The 16,590-nt window shown below is 38.1% G+C and carries 19 protein-coding genes and 1 pseudogene; 9 read left to right on the top strand and 11 right to left on the bottom strand.

Features of this window, described 5'->3' with window-relative positions; all coding sequences use genetic code 11:
* Positions 1 to 27 precede the first annotated feature (27 nt).
* The 9 genes from glmM to A9G24_RS03320 all read left to right on the top strand — a co-directional run bounded on the left by glmM (position 28) and on the right by A9G24_RS03320 (position 8,040).
* On the top strand, positions 28 to 1,359 hold the full coding sequence (glmM, locus tag A9G24_RS03360; RefSeq protein WP_065637759.1) for a phosphoglucosamine mutase: 1,332 nt from the start codon (positions 28 to 30) through the stop codon (positions 1,357 to 1,359).
* Between the two features lie 257 nt (positions 1,360 to 1,616).
* Positions 1,617 to 2,399 (top strand): F0F1 ATP synthase subunit A, encoded by a 783-nt coding sequence (atpB, locus tag A9G24_RS03355; RefSeq protein WP_065637758.1) that lies wholly within the window; start codon positions 1,617 to 1,619, stop codon positions 2,397 to 2,399.
* 36 nt (positions 2,400 to 2,435) lie between these two features.
* Complete coding sequence (gene atpE / locus A9G24_RS03350; protein WP_034901511.1) at positions 2,436 to 2,666, top strand: F0F1 ATP synthase subunit C; 231 nt, start codon at positions 2,436 to 2,438, stop codon at positions 2,664 to 2,666.
* A 24-nt stretch (positions 2,667 to 2,690) separates the two neighbouring features.
* Positions 2,691 to 3,161: a F0F1 ATP synthase subunit B gene (atpF, locus tag A9G24_RS03345; RefSeq protein WP_065587114.1), complete on the top strand. Its 471-nt coding sequence runs from the start codon at positions 2,691 to 2,693 to the stop codon at positions 3,159 to 3,161.
* Between the two features lie 13 nt (positions 3,162 to 3,174).
* A complete protein-coding gene (gene atpH, locus A9G24_RS03340; protein ID WP_065637757.1) occupies positions 3,175 to 3,708 on the top strand; it encodes a F0F1 ATP synthase subunit delta in 534 nt (177 codons plus the stop codon).
* A gap of 11 nt (positions 3,709 to 3,719) precedes the next feature.
* Positions 3,720 to 5,261 (top strand): F0F1 ATP synthase subunit alpha, encoded by a 1,542-nt coding sequence (gene atpA / locus A9G24_RS03335; RefSeq protein ID WP_065637756.1) that lies wholly within the window; start codon positions 3,720 to 3,722, stop codon positions 5,259 to 5,261.
* Positions 5,262 to 5,275: 14 nt separating this feature from the next.
* On the top strand, positions 5,276 to 6,145 hold the full coding sequence (gene atpG, locus A9G24_RS03330; protein WP_065587117.1) for a F0F1 ATP synthase subunit gamma: 870 nt from the start codon (positions 5,276 to 5,278) through the stop codon (positions 6,143 to 6,145).
* 47 nt (positions 6,146 to 6,192) lie between these two features.
* The gene (gene atpD / locus A9G24_RS03325; protein ID WP_065587118.1) at positions 6,193 to 7,575 is read left to right on the top strand and encodes a F0F1 ATP synthase subunit beta; all 1,383 of its coding nucleotides are present in this window, start codon (positions 6,193 to 6,195) and stop codon (positions 7,573 to 7,575) included.
* Between the two features lie 39 nt (positions 7,576 to 7,614).
* Positions 7,615 to 8,040, top strand: coding sequence for a F0F1 ATP synthase subunit epsilon (locus tag A9G24_RS03320; RefSeq protein WP_065637755.1), 426 nt, complete (start codon positions 7,615 to 7,617; stop codon positions 8,038 to 8,040).
* Between the two features lie 115 nt (positions 8,041 to 8,155).
* Here the strand turns inward: A9G24_RS03320 and A9G24_RS13140 are convergent.
* From A9G24_RS13140 to fliI, 11 genes and pseudogenes are all read right to left on the bottom strand, one after another.
* Positions 8,156 to 8,973: pseudogene (locus tag A9G24_RS13140) on the bottom strand (integrase core domain-containing protein); the annotation flags it as partial.
* Between the two features lie 283 nt (positions 8,974 to 9,256).
* Entirely contained in the window at positions 9,257 to 10,051 is a 795-nt protein-coding gene (fliR, locus tag A9G24_RS03305) for a flagellar biosynthetic protein FliR (protein ID WP_065637752.1), read from the bottom strand.
* A 5-nt stretch (positions 10,052 to 10,056) separates the two neighbouring features.
* On the bottom strand, positions 10,057 to 10,326 hold the full coding sequence (gene fliQ / locus A9G24_RS03300) for a flagellar biosynthesis protein FliQ (RefSeq protein WP_065586384.1): 270 nt from the start codon (positions 10,324 to 10,326) through the stop codon (positions 10,057 to 10,059).
* Between the two features lie 8 nt (positions 10,327 to 10,334).
* Positions 10,335 to 11,072: a flagellar type III secretion system pore protein FliP gene (gene fliP / locus A9G24_RS03295; protein ID WP_065637751.1), complete on the bottom strand. Its 738-nt coding sequence runs from the start codon at positions 11,070 to 11,072 to the stop codon at positions 10,335 to 10,337.
* Positions 11,073 to 11,078: 6 nt separating this feature from the next.
* Entirely contained in the window at positions 11,079 to 11,516 is a 438-nt protein-coding gene (gene fliO, locus A9G24_RS03290; RefSeq protein WP_065637750.1) for a flagellar biosynthetic protein FliO, read from the bottom strand.
* The gene (fliN, locus tag A9G24_RS03285) at positions 11,516 to 11,896 is read right to left on the bottom strand and encodes a flagellar motor switch protein FliN (RefSeq protein ID WP_065586387.1); all 381 of its coding nucleotides are present in this window, start codon (positions 11,894 to 11,896) and stop codon (positions 11,516 to 11,518) included. The genes fliO and fliN overlap by 1 nt, the downstream gene beginning before the upstream one ends.
* Entirely contained in the window at positions 11,889 to 12,938 is a 1,050-nt protein-coding gene (gene fliM / locus A9G24_RS03280) for a flagellar motor switch protein FliM (RefSeq protein ID WP_065637749.1), read from the bottom strand. Before fliM ends, fliN begins: the two co-directional genes overlap by 8 nt.
* A 5-nt stretch (positions 12,939 to 12,943) precedes the next feature.
* On the bottom strand, positions 12,944 to 13,411 hold the full coding sequence (locus A9G24_RS03275) for a flagellar basal body-associated FliL family protein (RefSeq protein ID WP_065637748.1): 468 nt from the start codon (positions 13,409 to 13,411) through the stop codon (positions 12,944 to 12,946).
* Between the two features lie 172 nt (positions 13,412 to 13,583).
* On the bottom strand, positions 13,584 to 14,753 hold the full coding sequence (locus A9G24_RS03270; protein WP_065637747.1) for a flagellar hook-length control protein FliK: 1,170 nt from the start codon (positions 14,751 to 14,753) through the stop codon (positions 13,584 to 13,586).
* Positions 14,743 to 15,207, bottom strand: a complete 465-nt coding sequence (fliJ, locus tag A9G24_RS03265; RefSeq protein WP_065637746.1) for a flagellar export protein FliJ — start codon at positions 15,205 to 15,207, stop codon at positions 14,743 to 14,745. Before fliJ ends, A9G24_RS03270 begins: the two co-directional genes overlap by 11 nt.
* A 9-nt stretch (positions 15,208 to 15,216) precedes the next feature.
* On the bottom strand, positions 15,217 to 16,590 hold the full coding sequence (fliI, locus tag A9G24_RS03260) for a flagellar protein export ATPase FliI (protein ID WP_304364005.1): 1,374 nt from the start codon (positions 16,588 to 16,590) through the stop codon (positions 15,217 to 15,219).

Below are 16,590 nucleotides of genomic sequence, written 5' to 3'. Positions count from 1 at the left end.
AAAAATAATTTAGTATGAGGGAATAAAATGTCTAATCGAAAATATTTTGGTACCGATGGGATTCGTGGTAAAGTTGGAATGTATCCTATCACACCAGATTTTGCGCTCAAATTAGGCTGGGCAGCGGGTCGTGTGCTTGCCAAAGATGGGGTGAAAAAAGTATTAATCGGTAAAGATACCCGCATTTCAGGCTATATGCTTGAATCTGCACTAGAAGCAGGATTTGCTTCTGCTGGCGTTGCCGCTGCTTTTACAGGCCCCATGCCAACACCAGCCATTGCTTACTTAACCCGTACTTTTCGAGCTGATGCTGGCGTAGTTATTTCGGCTTCACACAACCCTTTTTATGATAATGGCATTAAATTCTTTTCAAGCGAAGGAAAAAAACTTGATGATGCAATCGAATTAGAAATTGAAACTGAACTTGAAAAAGAGATCGATTGTGTAGAATCCAAACAACTTGGTCGAGCAAGCCGTATCACCGATGCAGCAGGCCGTTATATCGAATTTTGCAAAAGTACATTCGATCATGATTTAAGTTTGGCAGAATTAAAAATTGTTGTCGATTGTGCTAATGGCGCTACCTATCACATCGCGCCTAAAGTATTACGAGAACTTGGTGCACAAGTGATTAAAATTGGCTGTGAGCCTGATGGGGTTAATATCAACGAAAACTGTGGTGCAACTGACGTAAAGGCATTAGCCAAATGTGTTATTGATGAAAAAGCCGATCTAGGTTTTGCATTAGACGGTGATGGTGATCGCATCATCATGGTTGATCATAAAGGTCGCAAAATTGATGGTGATTTAATTATCTATATCATTGCACGCGAAGCATTAAGACAAGGTCAACTAAAAGGCGGTGTTGTCGGCACTTTAATGAGCAATATGGGGCTTGAGATAGCACTTAAAAAGCTTGGTATTCCTTTTGTTCGTGCCAAAGTTGGCGATCGTTATGTACTTGAAAAACTAGTCGAGAAAAATTGGCGCTTAGGTGCTGAAAATTCGGGACACGTGTTATTATTAGATAAAACCACCACAGGTGATGGTATTATTGCTGGCTTACAAGTACTCGCGGCAATGGTACGCAATGATATGTCGTTAGCTGATTTGTGCAGTGGCATGACAATGTTGCCACAGGTATTAATTAATGTTCGATTTACAAGTGAACATGATCCACTCAATAGCGATACGGTAAAATCGGCAATTGAGCAAGCAGAAAAACAACTTGGTCATCATGGTCGAGTTCTGATTCGCAAATCAGGAACCGAACCGTTAATTCGTGTCATGGTGGAAGGAAGCAATCAATACGAAGTGCAAAAATTAGCCGAAACTATCGCAAACGCAGTTAAAGCTTAGAAACACCCCTATTTATGCCCATTAATTCAGCCATTAATTGAGCTAAATTCGATTTAAAATAATGCGCGAAGTTGCGTTAATTTACGCAAAATTAGTAAAAAGTGTCTAAAATCTTAATTTTGTTAATCAAAGGTTGACTTAATATAGGCAATTAGGTTTAAAATAGCAACTTCAGATTATTACAGCGATTGCTTATATCTTTCAAATGAAAACATGAGCAATATTTTTATTTTTTAGAAATAGGTTAAGAGGGTTATATGTCAGTTTCCTCTCCAGCTTCACCGCAAGCTTACATCAAGCACCATCTTGAGAACTTGCAAGTAGGTTCAGGTTTTTGGACCTTTAACCTTGACTCATTGTGCTTTTCAATTCTACTTGGTGTAATCTTCTTATGGGTATTCCATCGCGTAGCAAAAAAAGCAACCAGTGGCGTGCCAAGTAAACTGCAATGTGCAGTAGAAATGATCTTTGAATTTGTCAATAATACTGTAAAGGACATGTTTACCGGCCAAAATAAACTCATCGCACCGTTAGCATTAACGGTATTTATTTGGGTTTTCTTGATGAATTTAATGGATCTTATCCCGGTTGATTTTCTACCTTATGCAGGTCAATATTTAGGTCTATCACATTTAAGAGTAGTGCCAACAGCCGATGTCAGCATTACCATGTCAATGTCTTTAGGTGTATTTGCGCTTATCATCATTTATTCAATCAAGTACAAAGGAATTTCAGGGTTTATCAAAGAATATACCTTGCACCCATTTAATCACTGGGCATTTGCGCCTATCAATTTAGTACTTGAATTAGTTAGCCTATTAGCGAAGCCTGTTTCTTTAGGACTTCGACTTTTCGGAAATATGTATGCTGGTGAGCTTATCTTCATCCTAATTGCTGCATTATTACCTTGGTGGTCGCAGTGGGTATTATCGTTACCATGGGCCATTTTTCATATCTTAATAATTACGTTACAAGCATTTATTTTTATGGTGTTGACGATCGTCTATTTAGCCATGGCGTCGGCAACGGAAGATCATTAATTTTAATATTTTTTTGATAATAAACTGGAGTATATAATGGATAGTATGTTATTTGTAGCCGCAGGCATCATGATGGGATTAGCTGCAATTGGTGGTGCAGTTGGTATTGGTTTATTAGGTGGCAAATTTTTAGAGGGTGCTGCTCGTCAACCAGAATTAATGCCTATGTTACGTACTCAATTCTTTATCGTTATGGGCCTAGTTGATGCGATCCCAATGATCTGTGTGGGTATTGCACTTTATGTTATTTTTGCTGTCGCAGGTTAATAAAAATTTAAGAGGAATCGTGTCATGAATATGAACGCAACTCTCCTCGGCCAAGCAATTACATTTGTATTGTTTGTTTGGTTCTGTATGAAGTTTGTTTGGCCTCCTGTTATTAGCGCAATTGAAAAACGCCAAAAAGAGATAGCCGAAGGACTTGCTTCAGCAGAAACAGCAAAAAAAGATTTGGAATTAGCCAAAGCAAATACATCTGACATAATGCAACAGGCTAAGGTTGAGGCTAATGCAATTATTGAGCAAGCCAACAAACGTAAAGCAGCCATTCTTGAAGAAGCAAAACAAGAAGCTTCTCGTGAAAAAGAACGAATTGTTGCTCAAGGACTTGCTGAAGTAGAAGCTGAACGTAAGCGAGCTAAAGAAGAGCTCAAACAACAAGTCGCTACACTTGCTATTGCTGGTGCAGAAAAAATTATTCAACGTTCTGTTAATGAAGCCGCAAATAGCGACATCATTGATAAACTCGTAGCTGAACTATAAGGAGAATAGAGCAATGGCTGACTTAATTACGATTGCTCGCCCTTATGCTAAAGCCGCTTTCGATTTTGCGGTAGAAAAAAACAACATCGAATCATGGCATAAAATGCTAGTGTTGACATCTGAAGTGAGTAAAGATACTCAAATAAGAAGTATTTTAACATCTGACATGAAAACCGATTCGGTGGCTAATTTACTCATCAACATCTGTCAAGATGTGTTAGATGAGTTTAGCACTAACTTTATTAAGATTATGGCTGAAAACAAGCGATTATCACTTCTTCCTGAAGTCTTAACCTTGTTTGAGCAATATTGTTTAGATAAAGAAGCCCAAGCAGATGTAGATGTTATTTCTGCCAGTGAGCTAACTAATGAACAACTTAATAAGATTTCTGTCGCTGTCGAAAAACGTTTATCACGAAAAGTAAAACTAAAATGTCATATAGATAAATCGCTCATTTCTGGTTTTATTATTCGTACGGGCGATATGGTTATTGATAGTAGTATCAGAGGGCGTTTAAATCGTTTAAATGACGCTCTACAGTCTTAAGGGGACTGATAATGCAGCTAAATTCAACTGAAATAAGTGAACTAATTAAAGAGCGAATAGCTCAGTTCAATATTGTGAGTGATGCTCACAATGAAGGAACTATCATATCGGTAAGTGATGGTATTCTTCGAATCCACGGATTAACAGATGTAATGCAAGGTGAAATGATTGCATTACCAGGCAACCGATATGCAATGGCATTAAACCTTGAAAGAGACTCTGTCGGTGCGGTAGTCATGGGACCATACGAAGACTTGTCTGAAGGTATGAAAGTACAATGTACGGGGCGTATTTTACAAGTACCCGTTGGTGAAGGTTTATTAGGTCGCGTAATTAATACACTAGGTGAACCAATTGACGGTAAAGGCTCACTTCAACATGATGGTTTTTCACCAGTCGAAGTTGTTGCCCCAGGTGTTATCGATCGTAAATCCGTTGACCAAGCATTACAAACTGGTTATAAAGCCGTCGACTCAATGATTCCAATTGGTCGAGGTCAACGCGAGCTTATCATCGGCGACCGTCAAACCGGTAAAACAGCACTTGCCGTCGATGCAATCATCAACCAACGCGACTCTGGTGTAAAATGTATTTATGTTGCCATTGGTCAAAAACAATCAACTATTGCCAATGTTGTGCGTAAACTTGAAGATTATGGTGCACTTAAAAACACGATTGTGGTTGTGGCATCAGCGTCTGAATCAGCTGCGTTACAATACTTAGCGCCCTATGCGGGTTGTGCAATGGGTGAATACTTCCGCGACCGTGGTCAAGATGCGTTAATTGTTTACGATGATTTATCTAAACAAGCGGTTGCTTATCGTCAAATTTCGTTATTACTTCGTCGTCCACCAGGACGTGAGGCTTACCCGGGTGATGTATTTTATCTTCACTCTCGTTTACTTGAACGTGCAGCACGTGTGAACGAAGCTTATGTTGAAGAGTACACAAAAGGCGAAGTTAAGGGCAAAACCGGTTCATTAACAGCATTACCAATTATTGAAACTCAAGCAGGTGACGTTTCAGCATTCGTACCAACTAACGTAATTTCGATTACTGATGGTCAGATTTTCCTTGAAACTAGCCTATTTAACTCAGGTATCCGTCCTGCGGTTAACCCAGGTATTTCGGTTTCACGTGTGGGGGGTGCTGCACAAACGAAGATAATGAAAAAACTATCAGGTGGTATTCGTACTGCGCTTGCACAGTATCGTGAATTAGCTGCATTCTCTCAATTTGCATCTGACTTAGATGAAGCAACAAGAAACCAATTAAGCCACGGTGAAAAAGTGACCGAATTGTTAAAACAAAAGCAATACTCACCAATGACTGTTGCTGAACAAGCAATTGTACTTTACGCCGCTGAACGTGGTTATCTTGAAGATGTAGAATTGGCTAAAGTATTACCATTTGAAACAGCATTACTTGCTTATGCCCATAGTCAATATGCCGATCTTGTCAAATTAATCGACGAGACCGGTAATTACAATGATGAGATTGAAAGTAAGCTAAAAGCATTACTTGAAAGCTTTAAATCGACTCAAACTTGGTAAGGGTGAGGTAACAAATGGCTAATGCAAAAGAGATTAGAACAAAGATTGCAAGTATCCAAAGTACGCAAAAGATCACTAAAGCAATGGAAATGGTTGCCAATTCTAAAATGCGCAAAACACAAGATAGAATGGCCGCTAGTCGACCCTATGCCGAAATGATCCGCGAAGTAATTGGACATTTAGCGTTAGCTCAGATAGGCGCCAAACATCCTTATTTAGAAGAAAGAGATGTAAAGCGAGTTGGCTACCTTATTATTTCAACCGATCGTGGTTTATGTGGTGGTTTAAATATTAATCTTTTTAAAACTGTCATTGCTGACATGTCAGCATGGCAGGAAAAAGGTGTTGAAGCTGATGTTGCTTTAGTTGGTTCGCGTGGTGTTTCGTTTTTCTCATCAGTAAAAGCAAACATCTTAACCCAAGTCACTAACTTGGGGGATGAACCCAATTTATCCGATTTAATTGGTCCGGTAAAAACAATGCTTGAGGCATATGACAACGGTAAAATTGATAAATTATATATCGTTACTAACAAATTTATTAATACTATGTCACAAAAGCCAACGATCCAGCAATTATTACCATTACCACCATCAGAAGATAAAGAACTTAAAGCTTCATCATGGGATTATATTTATGAGCCTGATGCTAAATCACTATTAGATGTGATTTTACGTCGCTATATTGAATCACAAGTCTACCAAGCAGTGGTTGATAATTTAGCGAGTGAACAAGCAGCAAGAATGGTAGCTATGAAAGCGGCAACAGATAACGGTGCAAACCTAATTAATGAATTACAAATTGTGTACAACAAAGCACGTCAAGGTGCTATCACGAATGAATTGATTGATATTGTATCCGGTGCAGCTGCTGTTTCAGGTTAGTGCTAAATATTGGCTTATAGTTAAGAAAAAGACGTAGAGGATTAAAAATGGCTACTGGAAAGATTGTCCAGATCATCGGTGCGGTGGTTGATGTCGAATTCCCAGAAGATGCAGTACCAAAGGTATATGATGCATTAGAAGTGGAAACAGGCACTGAAAAATTAGTTCTGGAAGTTCAGCAACAATTAGGTGGTGGCGTTGTTTGTTGTATCGCAATGGGATCATCTGATGGCTTAAGACGTGGACTTAAAGTTAGAAACACAGGCCACGGCATTGAAGTACCAGTGGGGACGAAAACACTGGGTCGTATTATGAATGTGCTTGGCGATCCTGTTGATAAAGCAGGTCCAATTGGCGAAGAAGAACGTTGGGCGATTCATCGCGCAGCACCAACCTATGAAGAACTTGCAAACTCAACAGAGTTACTTGAAACTGGTATTAAAGTTATCGACTTAATTTGTCCATTTGCTAAAGGTGGTAAAGTAGGTCTATTCGGTGGTGCGGGTGTAGGTAAAACCGTTAATATGATGGAATTAATCCGTAATATCGCTATCGAACACTCTGGTTACTCAGTATTTACTGGTGTGGGTGAACGTACTCGTGAAGGTAATGACTTTTACCACGAAATGAAAGAATCAAACGTACTTGATAAAGTATCGTTAGTTTATGGTCAGATGAATGAGCCACCAGGAAACCGTTTGCGTGTTGCATTAACGGGTTTAACTATGGCTGAAAAATTCCGTGACGAAGGTAAAGACGTTTTATTATTCATCGATAATATTTACCGTTATACCTTAGCCGGTACTGAAGTGTCTGCATTATTAGGTCGTATGCCATCGGCGGTAGGTTATCAACCAACATTAGCCGAAGAAATGGGCTTACTACAAGAACGTATTACGTCAACTAAAACAGGCTCGATCACTTCAATCCAAGCTGTTTATGTACCAGCAGATGACTTGACTGACCCATCACCAGCAACAACCTTTGCTCACTTAGATGCAACAATTGTATTGAGCCGACAAATTGCTTCTTTAGGTATCTATCCGGCAGTGGATCCCTTAGATTCAACTAGCCGTCAATTAGATCCTTTAGTGGTTGGTCAAGAGCACTATGATTGTGCCCGTGGTGTTCAGTCAATTCTACAACGTTATCAAGAATTAAAAGATATTATTGCGATTCTTGGTATGGATGAGTTATCAGAAGATGATAAATTGATCGTTGCTCGTGCTCGTAAAATTCAGCGTTTCTTATCTCAACCATTCTTTGTTGCAGAAGTATTCACTGGTTCACCAGGAAAATATGTACCTTTGAAAGACACGATTAGTGCATTTAAAGGAATCATGAACGGTGATTATGACCACATCCCTGAACAAGCATTCTATATGGTTGGTTCAATTGATGAAGCGATTGAGAAGGCAAAATCTCTCTAAGAGATTCATAGAACAGATCGTATTAATGGAGATCGTATTATGGCACTAACTTCCTATCAATTAGAAGTTGTTAGTGCTGAATCTCACCTGTTTTCGGGTGATGTTCAGCGAATCAGAGTCACAGGTAAAGAAGGTGAACTTGGAATTTATCCTGGCCATACTCCCCTACTCACAACCATAAAACCTGGTATGGTTGGCATTGTGAAAACGGATGGTGAAGAAGAGTTTATCTATCTATCTGGTGGTATCTTAGAAGTTCAACCTAACATCGTAACCATCTTAGCGGATACCGCTATTCGTGGCGAAGATCTAGATGAAGCAAGAGCACAAGAAGCAGTAAGACAAGCGCAAGAACATATAAATCACCCAAGCGATGATATGTCATTTGCTCAAGCTTCTGCAGAACTATCAAAAGCATTGGCAAAAATTCGTGTTATCGAATTAACACGCCGTATCGGTCAATAATTTGCTTTTGATGTTTTATCATACACAACAAGGTTACTTGGCATTGACAAGCAACCTTTTTTTAATTTTAACATTCTAAATTGTACTAGCTCAAACTTAATCTGACAAACACTCCCTACTCATCGGCATTCGTTCTAACACAATGACTGTCTGATGAGTAAAATAAATTCTCTAGCTGCTTTTCTTTAGCCAGTCCTTTTGTCCCTACCCAAGTTTGCCAAGGCGTCTTACCATAACAGTATTTCCCTGAATGTGCTTTTTCCCGATTGTAAAACCCTAGCCAAAGCTCAATATCTTGTTGTATCTCTTTCAGTTCTGTATATATTTTATGTCTAAACATAATATCATAACATTCGGTCTTCATCGTCTTATGGAACCGCTCACATATACCATTCGTTTGCGGACTGTAGGCTTTTGTTTTCGTATGCTCTATATCCTCCAAATTCAGATACAATTCGTATGCATGACGCTCTTTATGACCGTTATACTCACTTCCTCTATCCGTCAGAATTCGTAAAAGCGCTACCTGCTCATTATCAAAAAATGGTATCGCTTTATCATTGAGCATATCCGCAGCAACTAAACTGTTTTTCTCCGTATATACTTTAGCAAACGCCAGTCTTGAATAGGTATCAATAAACGTTTATTGGTATATTTTCCCAATCCCTTTAATATGACCAACATAATAGGTATCTTGTGCGCATAAGTAACCAGGATGCTGGGGCTCAATTTCACCTTGTGCCTCTCGCGCTGCTTTCGCTTTCTCTAAAGTTTGTAGCTGGCTTTCTGTTAACACCAGCCCTTCCTAAGCTACTTTTGTTTCCAGAGCGATCAGCCTTTTTTGAAGCTTTCTAAATCGTGGCGTAACCAGATTGAACGTACGCCGCTGCCAGAGACCATTATTCCTTGCAGACGTAGCTGATTAGCTACCCGAGTTTCATCTTTGAGTAAAGCCTTAAATTGCTCAAAAGGTTCTACACAATCAGGAAGTAAAGCGAGTCTTTCTGCCTGCTTTATTAATTCTTGTTCTTTGCTTATAGTCAATTTCTTATCTATCATAATTCAGAAAGCCAATAATTAGGATAATAAACAAGACTTGCTTTCGGTTGCTTAGTTGATCATTGATCATTTTCCAAATAAATTCTCGTTCAACGAAGAATAGTTAGTATTACACATCTAATAATAATAATTTAATGATGTTTTTTGATCGCAAGTATCACTGAGTTAAATACCACAATATGTTAGCAATGCGATCAAATATTTGTTCAAAAATAAATTCTGAAAATGCCGGTAGCGTTGTAATTAAGTAAGTTAGCATAAGCAAGCCTAATAATAGTGTCACCGGATAGCCAACGACAAATATCGATAGCTGTGGTGTCATTCTATTAAGTAGCCCCAATGATATGTTGATGGTTAATAGTAAAGTCATTAAGGGGAGTGCTAACATAATACCATTGATAAATAATAGCTTACTGGCATCAATGAGTGCTAAATATCCATTTGCGGGTAATGGCATCACGGCAATTGGAATGATTTCAAAACTATTTGAGATGCCATATAAAAGCCATAAATGGCCGTCCACACTCAAAAATATTAATAGAGCAATGATGTTAATTAAGCGTGATAATACTGATGTGGATGGGCCGCCAATAGGGTCAAAAAAAGTCGCCATGCCCAGCCCCATTTGCATGCCAATTAATTCACCCGAAAATCGCACTGTCATAAATGCAAACTGCATGGTAAAACCAATTAGTGCGCCAATCATTATTTGCTGCGCAATAATCCATATCCCTATAAGAGAGTATATTTTGATATTGTCATCAAGATGAGGAAGTGGCAGTACAATCGCAATCAGTAGTGCCAAGCCAATTTTAACGCGACTGGGGATTTCTTTTTCGCCAAAAATAGGCGCTACCATGATCAACGCTAAAATACGAACAAAAGGAAAAAAGCAGTCCCTAACCCAAGAAAAGAAATCAATATTAAAGAAACTGTTGATATCAAATTCCATTACTTTTAACTAGTTAAGTTAGGAATGTCAGTGATAACGGTTTGGATATAGTCGATCATGGTTGATAGCATGGATGGACCCCATATTATCAAAACCACAATAACCACTATGATCTTGGGAATAAATGATAATGTCATTTCGTTAATTTGCGTTGCTGCTTGTAATAAGCTAATGATTAACCCTGTTACTAATGCCGCTAACAGTAGTGGTCCTGCTAGTGATACAGTGACTTTTATTGCTTGTATTGCTAAGGTGCTAATATATTCAGGTGACATAGTACGACTCAACTAAAAAAGCTTTGCGCTAGCGAGCCAAGTAATAAGTGCCAACCATCTGCCAATACAAATAACATTAATTTAAATGGCAGTGATACTGTTGCCGGTGGTACCATCATCATACCTAATGCCATAAGCGTACTGGCTACCACGAGGTCAATGACTAAGAAAGGAATAAAAATGGTAAAACCGATTTGAAACGCTGTTTTTAATTCACTCACCACAAAAGCGGGAACGAGCACTCTTAAAGGAATATCTTCACGTGTTTGAATATCATTTTGATGAGACATATTAACAAATAACGCTAGGTCGTTTTCGCGCGTTTGGGTAAGCATAAATTCTTTCAATGGCTTTGTTGCTTTGGTTAAACCTTCTTGCATAGTGATTTGATTTTGCGAATAAGGCACATAAGCGTCTTGATAAATGTTATCAATCACCGACGACATAATAAAAAAGGTCATAAACAGTGCAATACCCAAAATAACCTGATTGGGTGGTGCTGATTGTGTACCAAGGGCATTACGTAACAGACCTAACACAATGATGATACGTGTAAAGCTGGTCATCAAAAGTAATATAGCTGGTATAAAGGTCAGTAAGGTCAAAAAAACTAATGTCTCAACTGGTAATGACCAATTTTGCCCACCGCTCAGGGGCTGATCCATGACGGATAATACGGGAATTTCAGCATGAACCGATAGGCTACACAACAATAAGCTTAGCAAAATAGTTAAATTTAACCGCATTTGTTGTTACTCCTTTTTCGGTTTTAAAACGGATTGTAATATCTGCTGAAATGCATGACTTTTCGTTAGATTTTTATCTGTCGCATTTTGCGCAAGTAACATTTTGCTACGTTGTTCATTGATGGTATGTAACAGTGTCATTTGTTGAGGAGTAATACCCACCACTAATAGTTGGTTATCGACATGAACCAGTATAATACGTTCTTTAGGCGTAATACTGTATGTGGCTTTGACATCAATCCATTGATCGGATGTTTTTTTCCAACCCATTCGTTTGGCAAACCACCCTAACAATAGAATAAAACCGAGGACCACAACAAGCATCAATCCCATTGATGATCCAACTTTGGTGTAAATATTTAAATCAGTAGGCGACGCCGATAAGGTATTAGTGTTGATTGCACCAACCGTAGGTTGAGCCAAATTAGTTTGCTTTATTGTCATTAACGACTCAATCTTCTTACACGCTCCGATGGGGTAATAATATCGGTGATGCGCACACCATAGTTATCACCAACCACCACAATTTCGCCTTGGGCGATTAAATAACCGTTAATTAATATATCCAATGGCTCACCCGCAAGTCCATCTAATGCAATTACCGACCCTTGGGTTAGATTTAACAGATCTTTAATGGCTATTTTGGTTCGACCAAGCTCGACACTTAATTCAACTGGAATGTCTAATATAAGATTAATATCTTGCTTTTTATCTTCATTTTGTTGTGGAGATAATGTCTCAAAAATAGCTTCTTTAGTGATAAGCTCATCACTCGCTACTTTTGTTTCTTGGTTTTCATCGTTATTTGGTTTGATGTCAGTCATTGAACACTCCCTCATTCAATTGTTCTATCACAGGATTAATGACCTGTTCTACTTGAATTGCATATTGTTTATTTACTTTACCGTAATGACCTTTTAATACCGGTACGCCACCGACTGTTACATCTAAATTTGTTGGTTTATCGATCACTAAAATATCATCAACTTTTAAGGCTAACAGTTTGTTAACGGTTGTGTGAATATGGGCAAAGTTAGTGACTAATTCGACGGTTGATTGTTTTATTCCAGTCGTTAATGAACTCATCCAAACATTATCATCTTGATAAGTTTGTTGCTCGACAGGTGGTTTTATTAGCAACTCTTTGATTGGTTCGACCATAGAATAAGGAATACAAACACAAAAGGTTGCTTTACTATGACCCACTTCAACTTTAAAGTTTGTTGTTAACACAATATCATCAGGTGAACTGGTAATATTGGTAAATTTACTTTGCATTTCAGATCGAATATATTCGGCTTCAATCGGGTAAACATCAGCCCATGCATTTTGATAAATAACTAATGCTAACTCTAGTACTTTTTTAATGATTTGTTGTTCGGTATGGGTAAATTCACGCCCTTCTATTTCTATTTTAGTTGTATGTCCATCCCCCCCAAATAACGAATCGACAATAATAAAAACTAATTCAGGTGAAAATGAAAATAAACTTGAACCTCTTAATGGGTTAAGATGCACTAAATTTAAATGGTTTGCCGATGAAATATCAGAAAACTCTTTGAACGTATGAGGCTCAACGGGTGAAGCCATCACATCAGTATTGCGACGTAATCGGTTGAATAAACCAATTCGAAACTGACGGGCAAAACGTTCATTAATAATTTCTAACGCAGTTAAACGCTCAGGAATAAAGCGATGTTTGACCGATAGATCATAGGGTTTTACGTCAGCTTTTTTCCCGGAAGGTAACGAGACAACGGAAGCATCGATATTGTCATCATCTTCAGCTATCACAAAACTTTCAGATTTTTGTGCTACGTCATCCTTTTCATTTATATCTGTTGTGGCTTCGATCTTATCGGGCATAATAATCACCGTATAATAAAATCAGTAAATAGAACTTCATCAACTTTTACCCAATTCTTTGCATTATATTGTCGTGATAACGTATTTTTAATTTGTTCTTGTAAATTGATTTTCCCTGATTCTTGCTTTAGTTGATTAATATTCTGTTTTGACGTTAAAAGCAGCACGTCACTTCTTACTTCAGGTAAATAATCTAATAGCACCGTTTTTTGATCTTCATTAGCCACACGTAAAACGATGCCAACATAAAGAATTTTGTTGATATCGATATTGTCTTCTGAAGCAGGTAATGAAATCGTAAATGGTTTTAATGTTAAAAATACAGGCGACAAGACTTCGGGTTCTTCTGGCACTGTATGGGTGTTTGGTGAATGGTTTTGAAACCATAAATAAGCCGCAAAGCTTATCGCTGATAGCGTAATCAGAGTAAGGATTAAATTTAAAACACTGACTTTTTTTGAGGCTGTAGGCATATTTATTCTTGTCTCTATAAAATTTAAAAAGATCTCTAATCCATTAACAGGACATGGTTACAAGAATAATAAAGCATATTTTTAAAATCGATTTGAAGAATAGGCAATAAAATATTACCTATTTATGCGCTTCAATTTATTTACCTCGAAAATTAAAAAATAATGTTAATCGTTAAGCAAATATGCTAAGACCGGGATTGTGCGAACTATTTTCAACGATGATTTGCTCAACACCAACATCGGACGCATCAAGCGTTTGCACGGTCGGTAACGGGTTGTTTTTTGTTTGTTGATGCATAGCGGATTGCTGTGAATCGTTCATCATCGAAAAGTCACCAATATTGGCTTGCTCTAGCATAATGCCTTGATCTTCCAATGATGTTCTTAAAAAGGGTAATGCCGATTCTAACATACCTTTAACAACACTATGCGCAGCCATCATATGAAGATTCATCTTATCGTCATTTATGGCAAGTTTAATATGCAATGAGCCTAACTCCTGTGGATGTAATTTTATTTCGGCAGTTTGAATTCCTTGACGATTAAACATAATAATTTGCTCAGTTAGTGAAGTTTGCCATTGCGCTATATTCACTGGCGTTGATAAATTGATTGTAGCTGATGTGGCGGTGGTATTAGATGGCGATAATAATGAACTTAATCCATTTGCATTAGTCGTCAACGAGAATTCTTGATTAGTATGCACGGTCGCATCTTTATCACATTGATTTGCTATAAATTGAGTTTGAGCCGTCGCTAATTTTTGCATAATATCATTAGCATTTTGCGTATTATTTGTTTGGTTAACATACAAATTATTAAGACCGCCTTTAATGCTAATCGCTTTTTTATGAGAAACGTTAAGCTGTATCCCCTTGTTATCGTTCGTTAACGACGCTACATCTGTTTGCGGTGTTACTTTATTCATTAAATCTGCACTGTCATAGATAGAGGCAAGTAACTGCGTTGCCTGCCCATTTTCCCATGTTTCTGACGATGAATGATCAAATAAATTAGTATTTAGATTATTTGTTCTCAATGCATTGAGATGGGTTGTTATATCACTATTTTGTGCTGTACTTACAAGAGCACGTTTTTCTTGCTCAAAATCCTGTATATTAATGGGATAAATAGACATCATTAATACTTCATCTTTAAGGTCATTATCTTCGGCCACATTTGACTTGGCATTAACTGATTTCCCCCCCTGCTCTACGTGATTTTCGCTTAGTCGCAATAGTTGTTGAAAGCAATCATTATCATCAGCCATTACGTCCGTTTCAATACTCTTCGATTGATGAGAAGTGGTCATGTTCAAATCATTAATAAGATTAATATTCATTTAATGCTCTCCTTGCTAGTTGTAACTGTGCAAATTCATCTGTCAGTTTTTGTTGTAAACGATTTTGTTGTTGTTGCTGTTTTTTATATTGCTTGTCTAATAGTGTTGTATAGGTATTTAAGCTTTTTTGCGATTGATTAAGTTGATTCGTAATTTGCTTTTGCTTAATATCCAACGTTAACAATACTTTTTGTTGTTGCGCAATGCCTTGCTCAATAGTTGAAATAAAAGCATTAAAATTATTCAATTCACCGCCTTTAATACCACGAGATAAAGCGTTATTTAATTTTTGTTGATACTCGGCATAATAGCCATTTAATACATGCAGTTGCGATTGTGCATGACGGTGATTTTCATGCGCTTTTTTTAACTTAAGTAACGTATCATCGACTGATTTTTTTGCTAGTTTTTTTAATGTTAAAAACGCAAATTGCCCAGAATTTTTATTTGCCATTACGCTTTCCTAACTCGTTAATGTTGGTTCGACAATGCTCACTAATTGTTGATAAGCATCTTGATAGCTACAATGTTCATTAATACTTTGCTGTAAAAATTTTTGCATGGCAGGAAACAATACTATCGCCCTATCCAATAAAGGATCAGTACCCGTTACATAAGCCCCCACATTGATCAAATCGCGGTTTCGTTGAAAGCTTGAAAACAATTGTTTAAATAATCGGGATTTTTTTTCGTCTTCAGGCGCAGTAAGATCGGTCATCACTCGACTGATTGAAGCTTCAATATCAATGGCAGGGTAATGTCCAGACTCAGCAAGCGAGCGAGATAAAACAATATGCCCATCTAAAATCGCTCTGGCCGAATCGGCAATCGGATCTTGTTGATCATCCCCTTCTGTCAATACCGTATAAAATGCCGTAATAGAGCCTTTTCCGTTTTCATCATTACCTGCTCTTTCAACTAATGCTGGTAATTTGGCAAAGACCGACGGAGGATAGCCTTTCGTTGCTGGGGGTTCCCCTATCGCTAAAGCAATTTCGCGTTGTGCCATTGCATAACGCGTTAAAGAGTCCATAATAAGTAAAACGTTAAAACCTTTATCGCGAAAGTTTTCGGCAATTTTTGTTGCATACGCAGCACCTTGTAAGCGCAATAATGGTGACACATCAGCGGGAGCCGCTATAACAACCGCTCGAGCTAATCCTTCTTCGCCTAAAATATTTTCAATAAAATCTTTAACTTCTCGCCCACGTTCACCAATCAGACCGACAACAATAATATCCGCTTGTGTGTAGCGTGCCATCATGCCAAGCAAGACACTTTTACCAACCCCTGATCCTGCAAATAAGCCCATTCTTTGCCCTTTACCAACCGTTAGCAAAGCATTTATGGCTCTGACGCCAACATCAAGTACCTGATGAACAGGGGTACGTTTTAAGGGATTAATCGCTTTATGAGATAATCCTTCAAACTCAACCTGCTCAGATAGCGGTTTACCATCTAACGGTTTCCCCATCGCATCAACCACTCGACCTAATAGGCTCATTCCCATGGGTAAGACTTTATGACTAAAGTGCGTTAGATCATATTGCTTAGTATAGACGCGTGCGCCTAATAAAATACCGTCCGTTGATTCAAACGGCATTAAGTAAAGTGTTTTATCATTAAAGCCAACCACTTCGCACTCAACTGGCTCCGTTTGACCATTGGTTTGTCGTTCAACCAAGCAGTTAGATCCCAAAGGTAATTTTAATCCAACAGCTTCAAGCACCAATCCGGATGCTTTAACTAAGCGTCCGTATTGGCGAATTAATGATAGTGATTCAAGTTGTTGTGTAGCTTGGTCAATTTTACTTAGCCATTGTGAAGAATATTTCAC

The organism is Gilliamella sp. App6-5, from assembly GCF_001690525.1.
GTDB lineage: Bacteria > Pseudomonadota > Gammaproteobacteria > Enterobacterales > Orbaceae > Gilliamella > Gilliamella apicola_H.
The sequence above is the reverse complement of the archived record's forward strand: the minus strand, read 5'-3'. Positions and strand labels throughout refer to the sequence as shown.